Source organism: Allobosea sp. UNC402CLCol (genome assembly GCF_000745475.1).
Taxonomy (GTDB): Bacteria; Pseudomonadota; Alphaproteobacteria; order Rhizobiales; family Beijerinckiaceae; genus Allobosea; species Allobosea spartocytisi.
In genome coordinates this window covers 775,926-794,591 of the sequence record NZ_JQJJ01000009.1, presented here as the reverse complement: position 1 = coordinate 794,591, position 18,666 = coordinate 775,926, and the positions used below count along the sequence as shown (strand labels likewise).

The following is an 18,666-nucleotide window of genomic DNA, read 5'->3' as shown; positions in this document are numbered from 1 at the left end:
CGGGCCGGATACGATGGAAACGCTGCTTTCGCTTCTCCACGGCTTCACGGTCGCGCTCGAACCCTCGAAGCTGCTGTTCTGCCTGATCGGCGTCTTTCTCGGCACCGCGGTCGGCGTGCTGCCCGGCATCGGCCCGGCGCTGACGGTCGCGCTCCTGCTGCCGGTCACCTTCAAACTTGACCCCGCCGGCTCGCTCATCATGTTCGCCGGCATCTATTACGGCGGCATGTATGGCGGCTCGACCACCGCGATCCTGCTCAATGCGCCGGGCGAGAGCGCCTCGCTGGCAACCGCGCTCGAAGGCTCGAAGATGGCCAAGGCGGGGCGCGGCGGCCCGGCGCTGGCGACGTCCGCCATCGGCTCCTTCGTCGCCGGCCTGATCGCGACAATCGGCCTCGCCTTCCTGGCGCCGTGGCTGGTCGAGGTCGCGGTGAAATTCGGCCCCTGGGACTATTTCGCGCTGATGATCGTCGCCTTCGTCACGGTGTCGGCGACCTTCGGCGACTCGCCGCTGCGCGGGCTGACGAGCCTGTTCATCGGCATCGCGCTCGGCCTCATCGGCATCGACAAGCTGACCGGGCAGGCCCGCCTGACCTTCGGCGTGCCGGAGCTGCTCAACGGCGTCGAGGTGACGACGCTGGCCGTTGGCCTGTTTGCGGTGGGCGAGGCTTTCTACGTCGCCTCCAAGCGCTCCCACGCGCCGGAGGAGATCATCCCGATCAAGGGCTCGCTCTGGATGACCAAGGAGGACTGGAAGCGCTCCTGGGCGCCGTGGCTGCGCGGCACCGCCTTCGGCTTCCCGATCGGCGCGCTGCCCGCCGGCGGCGCGGAGGTCCCGACCTTCCTCAGCTATTCGACCGAGAAGCGGCTCTGCAAATATCCCGACGAGTTCGGCAAGGGCGCGATCGAGGGCGTCGCGGGGCCGGAAGCCGCCAACAACGCCTCCGCCGCCGGCACGCTGGTGCCGCTGCTGACGCTCGGCCTGCCGACCTCGGCGACCGCCGCGATCATGCTGGCAGGGTTCCAGCAATACGGGCTCAATCCCGGCCCGCTGCTCTTCGCCGAGAAGCCGGACCTGGTCTGGGGCCTGATCGCCTCGCTGTTCATCGCCAACGTCATGCTGGTGATCCTGAACCTGCCCCTGATCGGGCTCTGGGTCAGGCTGCTGGCGATCCCGCAGCCCTGGCTCTATGCCGGCATCGTCGTCTTCGCGACGATGGGCACGCTCGCGGTCAACGGCTCGCCGGTCGAGCTCGCCATGCTCTTCATCTTCGGCTTCATCGGCTATCTGATGCGCCGCTACGACTATCCGGTCGCGCCGATGGTGGTCGGGCTCATCCTCGGGCCGATGGCGGAGCAGCAATTGCGACGCGCCCTGCAGATCAGCCTCGGCGACCCGATGATCCTGCTGGAGAACCCGATCTCGGCGACGCTGCTCGGCATCGCCGCACTGGCCCTGATCGCACCCTTCGCGATGAAGGGGCTGAACCGGTTCAAGGCCTCGGAGGACTGACCAGGCCGAGCCTGAACAGGCTCTCCCCGGTCGCGACCAGCGCTTCCGCCGCCGGTCGCGGCTGCCAGCCGAGCATGGCGATCGCCTTGGCACTCGTCGCGGTCTTCTTCCGTCCGAGCTCGGGCGTCGCAGCCTGACGGGCCGTCGCGCTGAAGCGGGCGACGAAACGCACCAGCCAGTTCGGCAGCACGACGGTCGAGACGCGGTCTGCGCGCTGGCCGAGCCCCGCCTTCAGCGCCTCCGCGATGGCCCGCATCGTCATGAAGTCGCCGGCCGTGGCCAGGAAGCGCTCGCCGGCGGCGGCAGGGTCGGTCATCGCGCGCAGATGCAGCTCGGCGACATCGCGCACATCGACCACGCCGAACATGAGCTGCGGCACCGCGCGGAGCTTGCCCTCGAGCATGGTCCGGATCAGCACGATCGAGGCCGAGAGATCCGGCCCGAGCAGCGGGCCGAAGATGCCGACCGGATTGACGACGGCGAGCTCCAGCCCCTGCCCCTCGCCATCGACGAAATCCCAGGCGGCCTTCTCGGCCAGCGTCTTCGATTTCGGATAGGCGGCGAGCCCCGGTGCGGCGGGATCGGTCCAGTCGCGCTCGTCATAGGGGCGGTCGAGCGGGCGCCCATAGCCGATCGCGGCGAAGGACGAGGTCAGGACCACGCGCCGGGAGCCGGCGCGATGCGCGGCGCGCAGCACGCGCAAGCTGCCTTCGCGGGCCGGCCGGATCAGCTCGTCCTCGTCGCGCGGCGCCGCCGTCAGAAGCGGCGAAGCGACATGCAGCACATGGGAGCAGCCCGCGGCGGCCGCGTCCCAGCCCGCATCGGCCGTCAGATCGGCAATCGCGACCTGAAGCCGCCCGTCGAGCTCGGCTCCCGCAGCGGCCAGGGCGGCCCGCAGGCCGGCCTCGCGCGCCGGCGAGCGCAAGGTCGTGCGGACATCGTAGCTGGCCTTCAGCAGAGCGAGGATGCAATGGCCGGCGAGAAAGCCGGAGCCGCCTGTCACGAGAACGGTCTGGCGGGTCATGCCGGGGCTTTCCATCGCAGGGAGGAAGGGCGGTCAAACACGCTGCGCTTCGCAGTCATGCAGGGACATAAACCCTCCGCCATCGAAGAAAAAAGGCCGGCGGATAATCCACCGGCCTTTCCGAATTCCTTGCAGTGCGGAGCCGCACCGCACGGCTGCGTCAGAGCGTATGACCGCGCTTGCGCATCTCCTGCGAGAAGCGGTCGAACAGGTAGTTGCTGGTCTGGACGCTCCAGGGCTCGAGCTCCTTGAAAAGCGCCTGCATCGCCTCGGAGCGCAGGCTGGTGTAGCGCTTGCCGACATCCGAGTTGAAGAAGGCCGAAACCGCCTTGAGATCGGCCTCGGTCATCTTGCTGGCGAAGATCGCGGCGGCGGTCTTCGTCATCTCCTCGGCGCGCCTGTCGGCCTCCGGCTTCAGCTCGGCGACGACGGCTTCCATGTCCTTCTTCGCTTCCGGCCTCGTCGCGATGAGCTGCTTCGCGCTCTCCTCGAACTCGCGGTAGATATTGTCGATATTCTGCGTGACGCCGGTCAGAGTCATGACCTCGCGGGCCGCCTGCAGATGGCTCGGCGCCAATGCCGGCGCCTGGGCGAAGGCGGGAGCGGCGCAGATGAGCGCCAGGCCCAGAAGCGCGCTGGCGAGAGAGTGGCGGATCATACGTTCAAAACCCCTTCGTCGTTGAGGAGCCGACCGGAGCCCGGCTGCGCCTCCGGACCCGCGGCCCGATCTCGTTCGCGCGTTCCTTAGCGTGGATCGCGCCGGAATGGAATCACTCGATCCGGCCGAGCAGCTTCAGCCCCTCAGCGCCAGCCAGGATGGCCCCCGTCGCGAGGCCGATAAACAGGCCGTGCTCGACCACGCCCGGAACCGTGTTGAGAGCCTGAGCCAATAATTCCGGCTGATCGATGGCGCCGAGATGAGCGTCGAGGATGAAATGACCGCCATCGGTCAGGAGCGTGCTTCCATCCGGGCGCAGGCGCAGCTTCAGTTCTCCGGCCGCGCCGGACGCCGTGATCGCGATCGCGACCGCCCGCCGCGTCGCCTCCAGCCCGAAGGGCACGACCTCGATCGGCAGGGGAAAGCGGCCGAGCCGCGGCACGAGCTTGCCGTCATCGGCGATGACGATCATCCGCGCTGAAGCCGCCGCGACGATCTTCTCGCGCAGCAATGCCGCGCCGCCGCCCTTGATCAGGCGCAGTTGCGGATCGACCTCGTCGGCGCCGTCGACCGTCAGGTCGAGTTCGGGCGTCTCGTCGAGGGTCGACATCGGGATGTTCAGGGAGAGGGCCTGGGCCTGCGTCGCCTCCGAGGTCGCGACGCAGATGATTTCGAGCCCCTCGGCCACGCGCCGGCCCAGCAGGTCGACGAAATGCTTGGCGGTCGAGCCCGTCCCGAGCCCCAGCCGCATGCCGGGCCGCACCAGATCGAGCGCGCGGGCGGCGGCCTGCTTCTTCAATTCGTCGGCGTTCATCGTCCTGCCCGGGCGTCGGTTTGAGCGAGTGGTTGATTTGAGAAGGTCAGACCCATCCGCAACGGATGACGGCGCCCTCCTGCCGCGCCGGAGCGCGAGAGTCCAGCCCTTTAAAGTCCAGCCTTGCGGCCCGCCACTGCGCTATTTCGCCTGGGGCGTGCACACCGTCTTGTCGTCGAAGACGTAGCAGATGCTCATCTCGCCGGTGCGCAGGTTGACGCGGAAGATGCCGCCCTCCTTCTCGTGCCGGGAGGGCATCAGCCCGTATTCGCCCGGCGTCTGCGGCCCCGCCCCCTCGCCGGCCGGGAAGCAGATGGTGATGCCGACACCGCCTTCCTTGAGCTGGAACTGGCAGGCGCCGACCTCCCCTGTCGCCCTCTCGATCCGGTAGACGCGGTTGAGATCGTTCTGTGGCGCCGGCGCGAACTCGAAATTGCCGGCGAAAGCGGGGCCGGCGACGACAAGCGACAGGAAGGACCAGCGCAGGGCGCGCGCGCCGCGCAGCGGCAGCTTCTCGACCATCTTCGACATCACAAGGTTCCCTGCCGCGCCGACCTGCGGCGAATCGAGCGCAGGATAGCATCTTGCCGGGCGGATTTGAGGTGGCGTCTGGCCGGGTTGCGCCCGACGCGCTTGCCAAGCCGGAGCGAAAAACCTTTAAGCGATCGCCATGCGGCCGGATCAGTCGGCCTGAGGGAAAACGCGACCATGAGCCTCGCCCCCATCGTCGTCTTCGATCTCGACGGCACCCTGGCCGAGACGGCGCCCGACATCATGCGCACGCTCAACGTCATTCTCACGCAGGAAGGCCTGCCGACCCTGCCCTACGAGCGGGCCCGCGAACTGGTCGGCGCCGGCGCCCGCGCGCTGATCGAGCGCGGCTTCAAGGTCTCGGGTCGCCCGCTCGACGCGGAGACGCTGGAGCGCCTCTTCCAGGACTTCCTGACGATCTACGCGCAGGACGTCGCCTCCAGCAGCCATCTCTTCGACGGCGTGCTCGGCGCGATGGACGCCTTGACCGGCGAAGGCTATGCGCTCGCCGTCTGCACCAACAAGCCGATCCTGCACACGCGGCTGATCCTCGACCATTTCGGCATCGCCGCGCGCTTCGCCTCGGTGGCGGGGCGCGACACCTTCCCCTTCTTCAAGCCCGATCCGCGCCATCTCACCCTGACGATCGAGGCGGCGAAGGGCGATCCGAAGCGCGCCGTGATGATCGGCGATTCGCGCACCGACATCGCAACCGCCCGCGCTGCCGGCATCCCCTCGATCTGCGTGCCCTTCGGCTATACCGACGTGCCGATCGAGACGCTGGAGCCGGATTTCATCATCCAGCATTTCGACGAGCTTCCCGCCGCCGTCGCGCGCGCCCTCGATCCGGTGGCGATCGCGTCCTGAGCGCAGAACCGTCCTTGACGGCACCGGGCGCGCCGACTAGGAGAGGCCCGTCCGGGCGATTAGCTCAGCGGTAGAGCACTCCCTTCACACGGGAGGGGTCACAGGTTCGATCCCTGTATCGCCCACCATTTCTTCCCGGATGTCTCCGCCTCGATTGCGTACTGCCCTGCAGGACGCCGCGCGGGCGCGCGTCATCGCGCTTGGCGAGAGGCTGGATGTCTCCGGAGCCGGCAGCCTGGATTGAACCGGGAACGCCCCCGGCTCCCTTGTTTTCCGCCTGTGCCGCACCACCTCGAATCAAGGATCGCGCCGCCGGGTTTTCAGCAATCTCGCGACGCCGCTCCGTTCGATCGGAGGCGCCGATGCCCGAGCAAGCCGAACTCGGATTCCATGGGGAGCAGTCCACCCGGCGGGAGTTTCTGTTCCTGGCCACGGCCGCCTTCGGCGTCGTCGGCGCGACCGCGGCATCCTGGCCCATCATCACCTCGCTGGAACCCTCCGCCGATGTGAGGGCAGCGGGAGTGCCGGTTTCCATCGACCTTTCGCAGATCCAGCCGGGTCAGCAGATCTCGTTCTTCTGGCAAGGAAAGCCGATTTTCGTCCTGCGTCGGACCGAGCAGGCTCTCGCCGAGCTGAAGAATCCGGGCCTGCTCGCCCGGCTCGGCGACCCCGACTCCGCGGTCAACCAGCAGCCGGGCTATGCCAGGAACTGGTGCCGGTCGAGCAAGCCCGAATTCATGGTTCTGATCGCCATCTGCACGCATCTGGGCTGCATACCGCTCCCCAAGCCCGATCTGGGCGATCCCACCATGGAAGCTTCCTGGCCGGGAGGCTATTTCTGCCCTTGCCACGGCTCGAAATACGATCTGGCAGGCCGGGTGTTTCGGGGCGTTCCCGCACCGTACAACCTTCCGGTTCCACCCCATCACTACGCCACCGACACGACGCTCGTGGTCGGCGAGAATCCGGCCGGCGACGACTTCTCGCTGTCGTCGATCGAGCAGCTGTAAGGGCGCGTCTCAGCCACCGGCGTTTTCCCCGAACCGCTATCGCGAGACCCGGGCGGCACCGTCGGGCAGAGGCTGGCCGCCTTTCGCGAGACCTGCGAGCTCCTCCTCGACGCGCTGCGCGATCGGCAGACGGAAATGGAGCGCGTCCCAGTAATTCATATCCTGCGTCGTCACGGGGGAGATGTGGGCATAGTCCACCACGGTCGCGCCGTGACGCCGGGCCAGCCCCGCAATGGCGGTCTTGCAGGCGGTGTAACGCTGCCCCTCCGCGCTGTTCTCGCGCGGGAACGCCGCGACATGCGACGGCGGCAGGACCAGCATCAGGCGGGTCGATTTCGGGTAGGCCGAGATCGTCTCTTCCAGCCAATCGAGAGCCGGGAAGCGCCAGCCTATGCTCTCCGAGATCGGAACCGGCATCCGCGGCAAGGGCGCCAGATCGAGGGGCCGGCCGCCGTTGTTCTGATAGATATGGCTGCGGGCGCGGGCGAGATCGTAGCTTTCTTCCGGCGGGGTGAAGACCCCGTAGCCGTCGCCGCGCAGGCGCTCGGTCGCCAGGCCGAAGCGATAGGCGAGCAGCCGGCCGGCAATCTCGAGATTGGTCAGGTTCATCAGCTTGAGCCAGTCGAACCAGCGCACCTCGCGCGAGAACCAGGCTGGCACCGGCCGCGGCGTGCGCCATTTCGACGGATCGGTCGCGTCGGCCTCGCACCAGTTCGCGTCGAGCCCCCAGATCAGCCAGCGCGGCGCGGCGGTGTGCTGGCGAAACAGGCGTGCGGCCTGCATCTGCTCCCAGGGCGTGGCGGCGTTCATGGCGAGATTGACGAAACGGGCGCCGAGATCGCGCGACAGCGCCTGCGGGTCGATCAGCCGCATGGTCGAGGTGCCGACGACCGCCGCGTCGAAGGCCCCCGAGCGCACGAGCTGCGGGTACATGTAGCGCTGGTTGATATCCATGATCGGCCGGGCCGCCTGCCCGGCATGAACGCGCATGCCGAACGGGTCGAGCACCGCGACGAAGGCGAGCAGCAACCCGGCGAAGGCGAGCGCCGCCAGCAGGAACCACCGCGACCAGACAATCCAGGCCTTCGCCATCTCGGGCTGTTTGCTCCGTCATCCGACCGCCATTCCGGCCGCCGCGTTGCGCGCCTCTTCGCACAGGCAGGCCCTCCCGGACAATCCGCAAGCGATGTCGCGGGCTGGCTGCGACGCGCCGGACATGCGAGAGAAGCCGGCCATGCCTCGGGATCCCCGCCGCCGCCTGCTCCGCCCGACCGGTTGCATCGCCGCCCTGCTCGTCGCGGCGATGGCAGCACTCGCGCCCGCGCCCGCCTTGCCCGAAGAGGTCGCCCTGCCCTCCTCCGGCATCGAGGACGCGCTCTGCCGGCTGATCGACGACGCGGCGCGGACCCACTCCGTACCTGCCGCCTTCCTGACGCGGCTGATCTTCCAGGAATCGAGCTTCCGGCCCGGCGTCACCAGCCCGGCCGGCGCGCAGGGCGTGGCGCAGTTCATGCCGGGCACGGCGCGCGAGCGCGGCCTCATCGATCCCTTCGACCCCGAGCAGGCCGTGCCGAAGGCGGCGCATTTCCTGGCGGAGCTGCGCGACCGCTTCGGCAATTGGGGGCTCGCCGCCGCGGCCTATAATGGCGGGCCAAACCGGGTCGCGGGCTGGCTCGCGGCCCGCAAGGCCAAGCAGAGCCGCTTCCTGCCCTTCGAGACGGAGAACTATGTCGTCGCCGTCACCGGCACCTCCGTCGAGAACTGGGCCGAGGATGCGGAGAACACCGCCAATGGCGACGGGCGCTCGCCGCCGCCGCTCCCAGCCACGCGCGACACGCAAACGGCCTGCGCGCCGACGCTGATCGCGATCCGCCGCGCGCGTCCGGCCTTGCCCATGATCGCGGAAGCGCCCTTCGCGCCCTGGGGCGTGCAGCTCGCCGGCAATTTCTCGAAATCGCGGGCGCTGGCTTCCTTCCAGCGGGCCGGAGCGCGCCACCGCAGCATCATCGGCGATCTGCAGCCGATGGTGATCGGAACGCGCCTGCGCAGCCGCGGGACGCGCGCCTTCTACCGTGTCCGCCTGCCGGCCGCGACACGGGCCGCGGCGACCGCACTGTGCCGGCGCATCCAGGTCGATCGGGGCGCCTGCGTCGTGTTGAGGAGCTGATTCGCGGCCTTCACCGGTGCGCGATGTTGCAGACGCGCAACGCGGCAAAGCAAAGCTCACCCGCTCTCATCGATGTGATGGCGGCGCAATTGCACGGCCCAAATGAGTCTGACAGGACATTGAGGAGACGTTGACTTTTCCGTGTCAACTTCGTGCCCAGCGCCACCGACCGCCCGAGGTTCATCCGATGCTCCGCTCCACCCGTCTGGCCGTGCTTGCCGGCCTTGGCCTGCTCGCTCTGGGCACCGCTGCCCGAGCCGAAATCGACCCGCTGACGCGTCAGCCGCTGGTCACCTATGTCGATCCGGCGAAGGCCCAGGCCACCGCCATTCCGCGTGAAATCGTCAGCTACCCGACCAAGCAGCGGCCGGGCACGATCGTGGTCGATACCAACGAGCGCCGCCTCTATTACGTGCTGCCCGACGGCAAGGCCGTGCGCTACGGCGTCGGCGTCGGCCGCCCGGGCTTCGACTGGTCGGGCGCGCACGCCATCACGCGCAAGGCCGAATGGCCTGGCTGGACGCCGCCGGCCTCCATGCTGAAGCGCCGCCCCGACCTGCCGCGCCACATGGCCGGCGGCCCGGACAACCCGCTCGGCGCCCGCGCCCTCTATCTCGGCTCGACGCTCTACCGCATCCACGGCTCGAACGAGCCGGAGACGATCGGCCAGGCCGTCTCGTCGGGCTGCATCCGCATGCTGAACGAGGACGTCATCGACCTCTACGAGCGTGCCAAGGTCGGTACCCGCGTCGTCGTCGCGCGCTGAGCCGCCGATCCGCGATCACGTGAACAGGCCGGCGGCGACGCCGGCCTTTTTCGTTCATGTGGGCTTTGCGGGTACGGAAGCTGCCGGAGTTGGAAGGCGGGATAAGTTTGCGCTGAACTCGCCTTCGATTACGAGCGCCGCTCTGGCGAAGATGACGGGAGGGTCTGTTCCCACCCCGTTGCGGACATCTCATTCGGCTTCGATCAGCGCGGCTTTGGTGGCCAGAAATTGCGTCGCTGCTCTGAGATGCGCGGCCGCTAGTGGGCTATGACAATGGCGAGTCCGGGGATCGCGGTGCCTCTGGCCCCGTACATGCGCACAAGGTTTGAGCACTGCCGCTGCAACGCCCCCTGTCGTCCGACGATGGTCATGCTGAGTGCTTCGTAGCTGTCCATGAGGGCAAGGCGTTGCTTTGCCCTTTCATCCCGCAGGAACTGACCTTCTGTGTCCGCTTCGGTCAAGCCGACTGAGCGAAGAGCAGCGGTGCTGCGAAATCGCGATAGTCCGGCACCACACAGCTCGGCCATTGCGCTCGCGGACGCGATTTGACGCACGACGAGAAGCTGAGCCTGACTGTAGCGCTCCTGCGCCAAGGAAGTGGTCGCGCTCGCGATGAATAGAGCCCCGATCAGCCAGCAGCTACGCATCGCCATCTCCGTTCCCACCCCTTTCGCATTGTATAACACAGAGACGAACGTCCGCTCCCGACCCAAAGCGGGTTCCGCTAATGTCGCTCCGACTCCTGCCTTACCGCCGTCCCCCCCGCGACAGCCCCTTCTCGGCCAGAGCGGCCTCATACGCCTTCATCTTCTCCCCGGCCTGCTCGCCGAGCTCGCGCAGATAGTCCCAGGCATAGATGCCGGTGTCGTGCATGTCGTCGAAGCCGAGCCTGACGGCATAGTGCCCGACAGGCTCGACACGCAGGATCTCGACCTCGGCCTTGCCGGGAACGATGGTCTTCTGGCTGGGATGATGTCCCTGGACCTCGGCGGAGGGGCTCTCGACGCGCAGCAGCTCGGCCGGCAGCGCGAAGCTCGCGCCGTCGTCGAAGGTGACGTGGAGGGTGCGGCGGTCCTTGGCGAGGCGGATCTCGGTCGGCCAGGATGACATGATCGTGCAGTTCCTCATCGCCATGCGCGGCAGCCATGCGCTTGACCTTCAGCGCATCGATGCCAATGTCTCGCTATAGCAATGTGAAGAAGCGTCCGCATCCAGCGCGGAGCGGCGCCGCATCCGGAGTTGAGGCAGACGTGCTGCTCGACGACATCAAACCGCTGACGCGGTCGCCCCTGGTCGATCCGTTCGGCCGCACGATTTCCTATCTGCGCATCTCGGTGACGGATCGCTGCGATTTTCGCTGCGTCTATTGCATGGCCGAGAACATGCAGTTCCTGCCCCGCAAGGAATTGCTGACGCTCGAGGAGCTCGACCGGATCGCCACCGCCTTCGTCGCCCGCGGCACGCGCAAGCTCAGGCTCACCGGCGGCGAGCCGCTGGTGCGCCGCGACATCATGAGCCTGTTCCGCTCGCTCTCGCGCCATCTCACCTCGGGCGCGCTCGACGAATTGACGCTGACCACCAATGGCTCGCTGCTGCACAAATATGCCGACGAGCTCGCCGGCTACGGGGTGCGGCGCATCAACGTCTCGCTCGACACGCTCGACGCCGACAAGTTCCGCGAGATCACCCGGCGCGGCGATCTCAGCGTGGTGCTCGCCGGCATCGAGGCGGCGCGCAAGGCCGGCATGCGGGTCAAGATCAATGCGGTCGCGCTCAAGGGCGTCAATGACGACGAGATCGAAGAGCTGATGCTCTGGTCGCACGGCCTCGGCATGGACCTCACCCTGATCGAGGTGATGCCGATGGGCGAGATCGAGGCCGGGCGCATCGACCAGTACCTGCCGCTCTCGGTGGTGCGCGGGCGCCTGATGGACAAGTACTCCCTCGTCGACGATCCCTACCGCACCGGCGGGCCGGCGCGCTATGTCCGCGTCAAGGAGACCGGCGGGCTCGTCGGCTTCATCACGCCGCTGACGCATAATTTCTGCGAGAGCTGCAACCGCGTGCGCCTGACCTGCACCGGCACGCTCTATATGTGCCTGGGCCAGGAGGACGCCGCCGATCTGCGCGCCGCCGTGCGCGCGTCGAAGGACGACGCCCTGCTCTTCCGCACCATGGACGAAGCGATCGCGCGCAAGCCCAAGGGCCATGATTTCGTCATCGACCGCCGCCATGCGCGCCCCGCGGTCGGCCGCCATATGAGCGTGACCGGCGGCTGAGCAGGGCACGCCCCTGCCCTTCCCTTGACCGGCCGGGCGAATGCGGTAACCGTCGTGGCCATGGCGGGTCGGTTGCGTTCGATACTCAGGACAATGATGGGTCGGCTGCGGGCGGCCGGAAGCGCGCTTTACGAAGCCGCATGCCAGACGCATGCCGCGCGACTGGCGACCATGGCGGCGCGGCTGCGGCGCGAGACGCCACTCGTCGCCATCCTCATCGCCGCGATCCTGCTCTTCTGCCTCCATCTCGGCTGGGCGACCGGTCGCAGCGTCCATGCGGTGCTCTCGCCGGCATCCCCGACTGGAATCGGCGCCACGCTCGCCGGCCTCGTTGTCGGGCTCGCCGTGATCGAGCTTGCCGCCGCCTTCGCGATCACGCTGATGACCGCCGGGCTGCAGCTCGCCTACGACACCGGCCGGCATTGCATGCTCGCGCTCCTCGTCGTCGCCAGCGCCTTTGCCCTGCTCGGGCTGGGCTGGCGGCTCTGGGAAACGAGCCCCGCCGCCATCGCCGGCGCGATCCTGCCGGCGCTGGGGGCAGCCGGGCTCGTCGTGCTGACGCTCTGGTTCGAGCGCGCCTATCTGCGGCCGGCCTATCCCGGCTTCCGTGACTTCTGGGTGGATGTCGTCGATGCCCGCCATTTCCTGATGCGGTCCGCCCATGGCGAATGAGAACGGCAGCGGCGAGCCCCGTCGGCGCGAGGCCATCGCGCCGATCACGGCGCATCACCTCGCGGAATCGGTGAAGGCCGGCCATCACGGCGCCAGCGACGCGGTCGAGAACCAGCCGCCGGCCCATGCGACGATGCTGTCGCAGACCGAGCAGACGCTGGTCGCGCGGGCCCGCGAGCATTTCACCGCGATCCGGCAGGAGGCGGCGGCGAGCCTCAACGCGCTCCAGGCCGAGATCGCGAACCGGCGCGAATTGTTCACCCAGCAGCGCTTCGAGGGCCGCGTGCGCAGCATCGAGGCTGCGATGCGCGCGATGCTGAACAAGCATGGCAGCGAGCTGGAGCAGCGCGTCTACGACGCGCTCAGGGCCAAGCGCGAATACGCCTTCTTCAATTACGAGAACAAGCGCCGCGCCGACCCCAAGCTCGACAAATGGCAGTTCATCCTGTTCTTCCTGGTCGTGCCGCTGGTGATCGAGAGCCTGCTCAACGGCAATTTCTTCGCCGAGGCCAGCGATTTCGGCCTCGTCGGCGGCGCGGCGACGGCGGTCATCATCTCGGCGCTCAACATCGCGCTCGGCTTCTTCATGGGGGTGGGACCGGCGCGCTACTGCCAGCATGTGAAGAGCTCGCATCTGTTCTGGGCGCTGCCGGCCTATGCGGGGATGATCGCGCTGATCGTGCTGTTCAACCTCGCGGTCGGCCATTACCGCGAGATGCTGATCGCCAATCCCGATGCGCGCTCCTTCCAGGTGATGCCGCGCATGCTGGAGAACCCGTTCGCGATCTACGACCTCAAATCGGTCGCGCTCGTCATCATCGGCTGCATCGTCGCCTTCGTCTCGGCGACCAAGGGCTATTCCGCCTTCGGCAGCTATCCGGGCCATGCCGCCGCCTATAAGCGCTGGCGCCAGCGCTGGAGCGCGGTCGAGGAAGAAAGGCGCCGGCTCGATGTCGAGTTGCTGCCGGAGATGGAGGCGCTCAGGACGCAGGTCGACGGCTTCCGCGAGGAATGCCGCGACGAGCTCGGCAAGCTGCAATCCTTCAAGGCCAGGGCCGAGAAGGCGCGCGACCTCCATATCTCCCGCCTCGGGCAGCTTCGCGCCGCCAAGGACGCGGCGATGATGCAATATCGCGAGGCCAATCTGCGCGTTCGGACCGACCTGCCGCCGGCCTATTTCTCCCAATCGCTCAACTTGGCCGAGATCGACCAGCCCGGCGAATTGCCGGAATACACCGCCGCGCGCCGACAGATCGAGGATTTCGAGCGGCAGCTCGGATCGATGCCGGCCCTGATCGAAGCGACGCTGAAGGACCGGCTCGTGCTCCTGCGCGGCATCGACCTCGCCGGCGAGGTCGAGCAGGTCAAGCTGCGCGCCGCACAGGCCGGGCGCGAAGCCTTCGAGCGCGACGAGGCGGCGCAGAAGCAGGCGGCCGAGGAATTCGCCGCCATGCAGCGCTAGAGGCCGACGCATGAAGACCGAGAACTGGGCGATCGTCGCCTCCCTCCTCGCCGGCGTCGCCCTCGTCGGCTTCTTCGCCGCCCCCTCCCTGCTGCGCGGGCCGCCGCGCGACCAGGAGACGCTCTGCCCCAAGACCGGCCCGGTGGGGCAGACGCTGATCCTCGTCGACAAGACCGACCCGTGGAGCGAGGTCCAGGCCGGACGCCTCAAGACGCTGGTCAAGCAGATCGGCGATGAATTGCCGGCCGACCGGATGCTCTCGATCTATGTCTTCAACGACGTCTTCGAGCCCGGCTTCCCGGCGCTGATCTCGCTCTGCAATCCCGGCAAGACCGCGAGCGAGCTGATCGGCAACCCGCGCCGCGAATACGTCAAATGGGTCGAGAAGTTCGGCCGTCCGCTCGACGACGCGCTGAAGGTGCTGACCACGCCGGCAAAGGGCAACCAGTCGCCGATCGTCGAGGCGATCGGCGATGTCGTGGCGCGGCGGGAGAACCGGGTCGAGAACGGCGACCGCAAGCTCGTGCTGGTCTCCGACATGCTGCAGAACTCGGGCCAATACACCGTCTTCGGCAATGGCGCAGGCGCGCGCGATCCCGAAAAGCTGCGGCAGCTCCTGGCGAAGGTCTGGCAGAGCTCGGGTGCCGCGAGCTGGGCGCTCAGCGTGCATCAGGTGCAGGGCCTCTACGAGCCCCAGCGCCTCGAACAGGCGGCCACGCTCTGGCAGCAGACCTTCCGGAAGATGAACGTCGCCGTGAGCTGGGACCGGCTGTAGTCAGAGCCGGTAGGCCGTCCTGACCCCGCCCCAGTGGCGGCCGCGCACCCTGATGGGCGCGCCGATCTCGCTGAACGCTTCCAGCCCGCGGCCGAGATCCTGCAGCGAGCGCTGCACGAGGAAGGGGCGCACCGAACGGCCGAAACTGATGCCGACGCGGTCGTCATAGATGCGCCGGTTGCGGGCATAGGTCGCGTTCCAGCCCGGCTCGCCCCGGCGCGGCGGCAAGGAATGGGCGGCATTGTGGACCGGCACATAGCCGTTGCGGTCGCCGGCGACGGCGAAGGACAGGCGCGCATCGTCGGCGAGGATTTGCGCGAGAACCGGCGGGAGCACGGTTTCCAGCGCGGTCAGGCTCGGGCTCAGATACTGGCGCGGCTCGCTGTCCGCCACGGCGGTATAGCTGGCCTGGAACAGGTCGTCCTCGGTCAACAGGCCGCGATCCAGCGCGGTTTCCATCGCCGCGCCGACCTGCCGGGCAAAGTCCTGGGCGCGCTCGATCAGAGGCCGGTAGGAGCGCTCGATCTCCTCGATGGTCTGCGCCAGCGCGTCGTTGCCGGCGGCGGCCTCGGGCGCGAAGGCGATGTGGAGCCCGTTGTCGCTCACCCCCGTCATGCGGCACGGCAGCGGCGGCAGCCCCTCGATCGTGACGCTGCCGGATGCGCCCGACCAGTGACGCGCCTCCGGCGCATCGGCCAGCAGGGCCCCGCCCCGGCCGAGATCGATGACCTCCCCGGCGATGTCGACGTCGCCGACCGAGAGCCAGGCGCGGCGCGCCGCCGGAAACCGGTCATGGCGGCGCCGATCGGCGAAGGCGGCGTGCCGCAGGGTCGGCTTGAACCGGCGCACCATGTTGCCGACGAGGCGGCCGCCGCGCTCGGTGGCGTGACGCACCCGCTCGCTATCCGCCACCGTCACATGGGCGATGCGGTCGATCTCGTCGGCCTGCCTGGCCACGCCATCGACGAACAAGGCCGTCTCGCGCGCATTGCGGGAGAGCTCGGCGGTCGTCGTCGCCTGCTGCTGCGAGGCATTGCCGATCAGACCTACGATCGGGTTGACCTCACGGACGATCTGGAGCGCGTCGTTGACGATCTCGGTCGAGCCCTGCGCGGCCTGCGTCAGGCGGTCGACCCGCGTGCGGATATGCTCGACCGCCTGGCTGACCTCGACCGAGAGCGACTTCACCTCATGGGCGACGACGCCGAAGCCGCGCCCGGCCTCACCGGCACGCGCCGCCTCGATGGCCGCGTTCAATGCCAGCAGATTGGTCTGGCGCGCGATATCCGCGATCGAATCGACGATGCCGCGAATCTCCCCGGTCGCGACCGCCAGCCCGTCGAGCATGATCGTCGCCTCGCTGGCCCGCGACATGGCGGCGTCGAGCTTGCTGCGCACATTGGCGAGCGAGAGATCGACCTCCTCCGCCGCATCAGAAACCTGCTGGCTCGCGGCCGCGAGCGCCGAGGCGTTCTCATTGGCCGAAACCACCGCCAGGCGCATGCCGCCGGCGCTTGCAAGGATCGCCCGGGAATCGCGTTCGAAATCGGCCGAGAGCTGCCCGGCCTCGCCGAGCTCGCGGGTCAGCTTGCCCATCGCGGACAGGATCTCGCTCTCGATATCGTCGACGGCCGCCGAAACGGTTTCCCCGTCCGGCACGAAGACTGGCTTTTCGACTTCAGCGGCAGGCGCGACGGGAAGCGCGTCGTATCCGGCGATTTTACCAGCGCCGAACCAGCGCCGAATCCTGCCCGTCATGAGCCCCCCGATCTCACCCTGCGTCATGGGCAAGCTTATTGCGGGCGTCCGTTAACAAAGGCTTCTCGAAATAGCGGAGCGGCTCTGCCGGCCGCGCCATGGACCGGGTCGGCAAGCCCCTGTATGGCTTGGCTTTCCACCTTCCGGTCGAGCCAGAGCCCATGAGCCAGCAAAGCTATGACGTCATTGTCGCCGGCGTCGGCGCCATGGGGTCGGCCGCCTGCTGGCATCTCGCCCGCCGCGGCCTCAAGGTGCTCGGGCTCGAACGCTTCGACCTCGGCCATGCCATGGGCTCCTCGCACGGGCTGAGCCGGATCATCCGCCTCGCCTATTTCGAGGGCTCGCATTATGTGCCGATCGTGCGCCGGGCGCATGAGCTCTGGCGCGAGACGGGGGAGATGGCGGGGCTGAAGCTGCTGCACGTCACCGGCTCGCTCGATCTGGCGCCCGAAGGCGGCGGACCGGTCGAATCCTCGCTGCAATCCTGCCTCGACCACGGCCTCAGCCATGAGGTGATCGACGCCGCCGAGGCGATGCGCCGCTTCCCCGGCTTCCAGCTGCCGGCCGGCCATCTCGGCCTGTGGCAGCCGGATGGCGGCTTCGTCGCCTCCGAAAAGGCGATCTACGCCCATGTCGGGCTGGCGCAGGCGCGTGGCGCCGAGATCCGCACCAACGAGCCGCTCATCGACTGGACGCCGACGGCGCAGGGCGGCGTGGTGGTGCGCACGGAGCGCGGCACCTACAGCGCCGGGCGGCTCGTCATCACCTCGGGCGGCTGGATCGCGGATGCGGTACCGGCGCTGACCCGGAACGTCGCCACGGTGAAGCAGGCGATCGGCTGGTTCAGCACGCGCCGGCCGGAGCTGTTCCGGGAAGGCGCCTTCCCGGTCTTCATCCTGCATGTCGAGGAGGGCAGCTTCTACGGCTTCCCGCTCTACGAGCATCCCGGCTTCAAGCTCGGCGGGCCGCATTTCGGCCGCGAGCCGATGGACCCCCGCGATCAGGACCGGACACCGAGCGAGACGCAGGTCAGGCTCATCCGCGAATGCCTCGCACGCTATATCCCCGACGCCGCCGGCGAGCCGCTGACCCTGAAGGGCTGCGTCTACACCGTCTCGCCGGACGAGGACTTCATCATCGACACGGTGCCGGGCGTGCCGCAGGCCGTCTTCGCCTCGGCCTGCTCCGGCCACGGCTTCAAATTCGCCAGCGCCATCGGCGAGATCCTCGCCGATCTGTCGACGAGCGGCCATTCGCCCTTCGACCTCGCCCCCTTCTCGCTTTCCCGCTTCGACGCGTAAGCACATCCCGACAGGACAACGCCTTGGCCAGCGCAGCCGACAACCGCCGGGGCATCGCCTTCATGCTCGCGGCGGTGACGCTCTTCGTCTGTAACGACACGTTCATGAAGCTCGCGCGCGAGGTCTATCCGCCGGGACAGGCGCTGGCCTTGCGAGCCGCCTTCGCGCTGTTGATCGGCATCGCGCTGGTCTTCGCCGCCGGGGAAGGCGACCGCCTGACGATGGCGCTCAAGCCGCATGTGGTGCTGCGCGGCCTGCTGGAGGCCGGTGGCGCCCTGACCTTCAGCTGGTCGCTCGGGCTCCTCCCCCTCGCGACCATCACGACGATCAACATGGCGACTCCGCTGATCATCGTGGCACTGGCCGTGGCACTGCGGATCGAGGCCGTCGGCTGGCGGCGCACGCTGGCGCTGCTCGTCGGCTTCGTCGGCGTTCTCATCGTCGTGCGGCCGGGGACCGATACCTTCAGCGCCGCGACCATCGTCGCCCTGATCAGCGTCCTGCTGACGGCTTGCCGTGACCTCACCACCCGCACGATCGGCGCGGAAGTGCCCTCGACCGTGGTGTCGCTGACCACGACGATCCTCGTCGGCCTTGTCGCCGCGGGCTACGGGCTGACGGAGATCTGGCAACCGCTCTGGCGCATCGAGCTCGTCTATCTGCTGCTGGCCGCGCTGCTGGTGACGCTGGGCACCTTCTGCATCATCTCGGCCTTCCGCCGCGCCGATGTCGGCGTGATCTCGCAGTATCGCTATGCAGCGGTCGTTCTGGCGGTCCTCAGCGGATATCTCGTCTGGGGCGATGTGCCGGACCTGATTGCCGTCCTCGGCATGGTCCTGATCGTGGCCAGCGGCCTCTACACGATGCATCGGCAGCGGGTGAAGCCGGATTCCAATCTCAAGATCGATCGCAAACAGGCAGTCGCGACCTCGGCGGACATGAAGACGGGCCCTTAGAGCAGGATGCGAAAAAGTGGGAACCGGCTTTTCGCATTAATCCTGCTCTAACTCTTTGATAAGAAACGGATTCAGATTTCAGATGGAATCACTCTGTGTTTCCGTCTGAAATC

19 protein-coding genes and 1 tRNA gene are annotated in these 18,666 nt (G+C 68.0%); 12 read left to right on the top strand and 8 right to left on the bottom strand.

Annotation, left to right across the window (positions count from 1 at the left end; translation table 11 throughout):
- The first annotated feature begins 13 nt into the window (after positions 1–13).
- The gene (locus GY40_RS11030) at positions 14–1,513 is read left to right on the top strand and encodes a tripartite tricarboxylate transporter permease (RefSeq protein WP_038361784.1); all 1,500 of its coding nucleotides are present in this window, start codon (positions 14–16) and stop codon (positions 1,511–1,513) included.
- Here the strand turns inward: GY40_RS11030 and GY40_RS11025 are convergent.
- From GY40_RS11025 to GY40_RS11010, 4 genes are all read right to left on the bottom strand, one after another.
- Positions 1,494–2,537, bottom strand: a complete 1,044-nt coding sequence (locus GY40_RS11025) for an NAD-dependent epimerase/dehydratase family protein (protein WP_038361782.1) — start codon at positions 2,535–2,537, stop codon at positions 1,494–1,496. The two genes, GY40_RS11030 and GY40_RS11025, sit on opposite strands and share 20 nt — an antisense overlap.
- A gap of 160 nt (positions 2,538–2,697) precedes the next feature.
- The gene (locus GY40_RS11020; protein ID WP_038361780.1) at positions 2,698–3,195 is read right to left on the bottom strand and encodes a DUF2059 domain-containing protein; all 498 of its coding nucleotides are present in this window, start codon (positions 3,193–3,195) and stop codon (positions 2,698–2,700) included.
- Positions 3,196–3,307: 112 nt separating this feature from the next.
- Positions 3,308–4,009 (bottom strand): ribose-5-phosphate isomerase RpiA, encoded by a 702-nt coding sequence (rpiA, locus tag GY40_RS11015; protein WP_038361777.1) that lies wholly within the window; start codon positions 4,007–4,009, stop codon positions 3,308–3,310.
- A 141-nt stretch (positions 4,010–4,150) separates the two neighbouring features.
- A complete protein-coding gene (locus GY40_RS11010; protein ID WP_081925338.1) occupies positions 4,151–4,531 on the bottom strand; it encodes a hypothetical protein in 381 nt (126 codons plus the stop codon).
- Positions 4,532–4,717: 186 nt separating this feature from the next.
- Here GY40_RS11010 and gph point away from each other — a divergent pair, with 186 nt between their 5' ends.
- The 3 genes from gph to petA all read left to right on the top strand — a co-directional run bounded on the left by gph (position 4,718) and on the right by petA (position 6,417).
- Positions 4,718–5,407, top strand: a complete 690-nt coding sequence (gene gph, locus GY40_RS11005; protein WP_038361775.1) for a phosphoglycolate phosphatase — start codon at positions 4,718–4,720, stop codon at positions 5,405–5,407.
- 53 nt (positions 5,408–5,460) lie between these two features.
- Positions 5,461–5,535 (top strand) — tRNA-Val (locus GY40_RS11000).
- A gap of 234 nt (positions 5,536–5,769) precedes the next feature.
- Entirely contained in the window at positions 5,770–6,417 is a 648-nt protein-coding gene (gene petA, locus GY40_RS10995) for a ubiquinol-cytochrome c reductase iron-sulfur subunit (RefSeq protein WP_038361772.1), read from the top strand.
- Positions 6,418–6,453: 36 nt separating this feature from the next.
- On the opposite strand, the gene GY40_RS10990 is transcribed toward petA, so the two are convergent.
- Positions 6,454–7,509 (bottom strand): hypothetical protein, encoded by a 1,056-nt coding sequence (locus GY40_RS10990; RefSeq protein ID WP_038361769.1) that lies wholly within the window; start codon positions 7,507–7,509, stop codon positions 6,454–6,456.
- Between the two features lie 211 nt (positions 7,510–7,720).
- Here GY40_RS10990 and GY40_RS10985 point away from each other — a divergent pair, with 211 nt between their 5' ends.
- Positions 7,721–8,584 (top strand): lytic transglycosylase domain-containing protein, encoded by an 864-nt coding sequence (locus GY40_RS10985; protein WP_051987874.1) that lies wholly within the window; start codon positions 7,721–7,723, stop codon positions 8,582–8,584.
- Between the two features lie 187 nt (positions 8,585–8,771).
- Entirely contained in the window at positions 8,772–9,350 is a 579-nt protein-coding gene (locus GY40_RS10980) for a L,D-transpeptidase (protein ID WP_038361766.1), read from the top strand.
- Between the two features lie 257 nt (positions 9,351–9,607).
- Here the strand turns inward: GY40_RS10980 and GY40_RS10975 are convergent, their stop codons facing one another.
- Both GY40_RS10975 and GY40_RS10970 read right to left on the bottom strand, forming a co-directional pair.
- Positions 9,608–10,003: a hypothetical protein gene (locus GY40_RS10975; RefSeq protein ID WP_156115922.1), complete on the bottom strand. Its 396-nt coding sequence runs from the start codon at positions 10,001–10,003 to the stop codon at positions 9,608–9,610.
- A 94-nt stretch (positions 10,004–10,097) separates the two neighbouring features.
- Entirely contained in the window at positions 10,098–10,463 is a 366-nt protein-coding gene (locus GY40_RS10970; RefSeq protein ID WP_142020563.1) for a gamma-butyrobetaine hydroxylase family protein, read from the bottom strand.
- A gap of 137 nt (positions 10,464–10,600) precedes the next feature.
- On the opposite strand from GY40_RS10970, the gene moaA reads away from it, so the two are divergent.
- The 4 genes from moaA to GY40_RS10950 all read left to right on the top strand — a co-directional run bounded on the left by moaA (position 10,601) and on the right by GY40_RS10950 (position 14,538).
- Entirely contained in the window at positions 10,601–11,629 is a 1,029-nt protein-coding gene (gene moaA / locus GY40_RS10965; protein WP_051987757.1) for a GTP 3',8-cyclase MoaA, read from the top strand.
- Between the two features lie 96 nt (positions 11,630–11,725).
- A complete protein-coding gene (locus tag GY40_RS10960; RefSeq protein WP_156115921.1) occupies positions 11,726–12,301 on the top strand; it encodes a hypothetical protein in 576 nt (191 codons plus the stop codon).
- Positions 12,291–13,763 (top strand): hypothetical protein, encoded by a 1,473-nt coding sequence (locus GY40_RS10955; RefSeq protein ID WP_038361757.1) that lies wholly within the window; start codon positions 12,291–12,293, stop codon positions 13,761–13,763. The genes GY40_RS10960 and GY40_RS10955 overlap by 11 nt, the downstream gene beginning before the upstream one ends.
- A 10-nt stretch (positions 13,764–13,773) precedes the next feature.
- Positions 13,774–14,538: a hypothetical protein gene (locus GY40_RS10950; protein ID WP_038361754.1), complete on the top strand. Its 765-nt coding sequence runs from the start codon at positions 13,774–13,776 to the stop codon at positions 14,536–14,538.
- Here the strand turns inward: GY40_RS10950 and GY40_RS10945 are convergent, their stop codons facing one another.
- On the bottom strand, positions 14,539–16,296 hold the full coding sequence (locus tag GY40_RS10945; RefSeq protein WP_197062725.1) for a methyl-accepting chemotaxis protein: 1,758 nt from the start codon (positions 16,294–16,296) through the stop codon (positions 14,539–14,541). It abuts the gene before it with no gap.
- Between the two features lie 161 nt (positions 16,297–16,457).
- On the opposite strand from GY40_RS10945, the gene solA reads away from it, so the two are divergent.
- Entirely contained in the window at positions 16,458–17,597 is a 1,140-nt protein-coding gene (gene solA / locus GY40_RS10940; protein WP_038362553.1) for an N-methyl-L-tryptophan oxidase, read from the top strand.
- A gap of 23 nt (positions 17,598–17,620) precedes the next feature.
- Complete coding sequence (locus GY40_RS10935) at positions 17,621–18,553, top strand: DMT family transporter (protein WP_051987756.1); 933 nt, start codon at positions 17,621–17,623, stop codon at positions 18,551–18,553.
- Positions 18,554–18,666 lie beyond the last annotated feature (113 nt).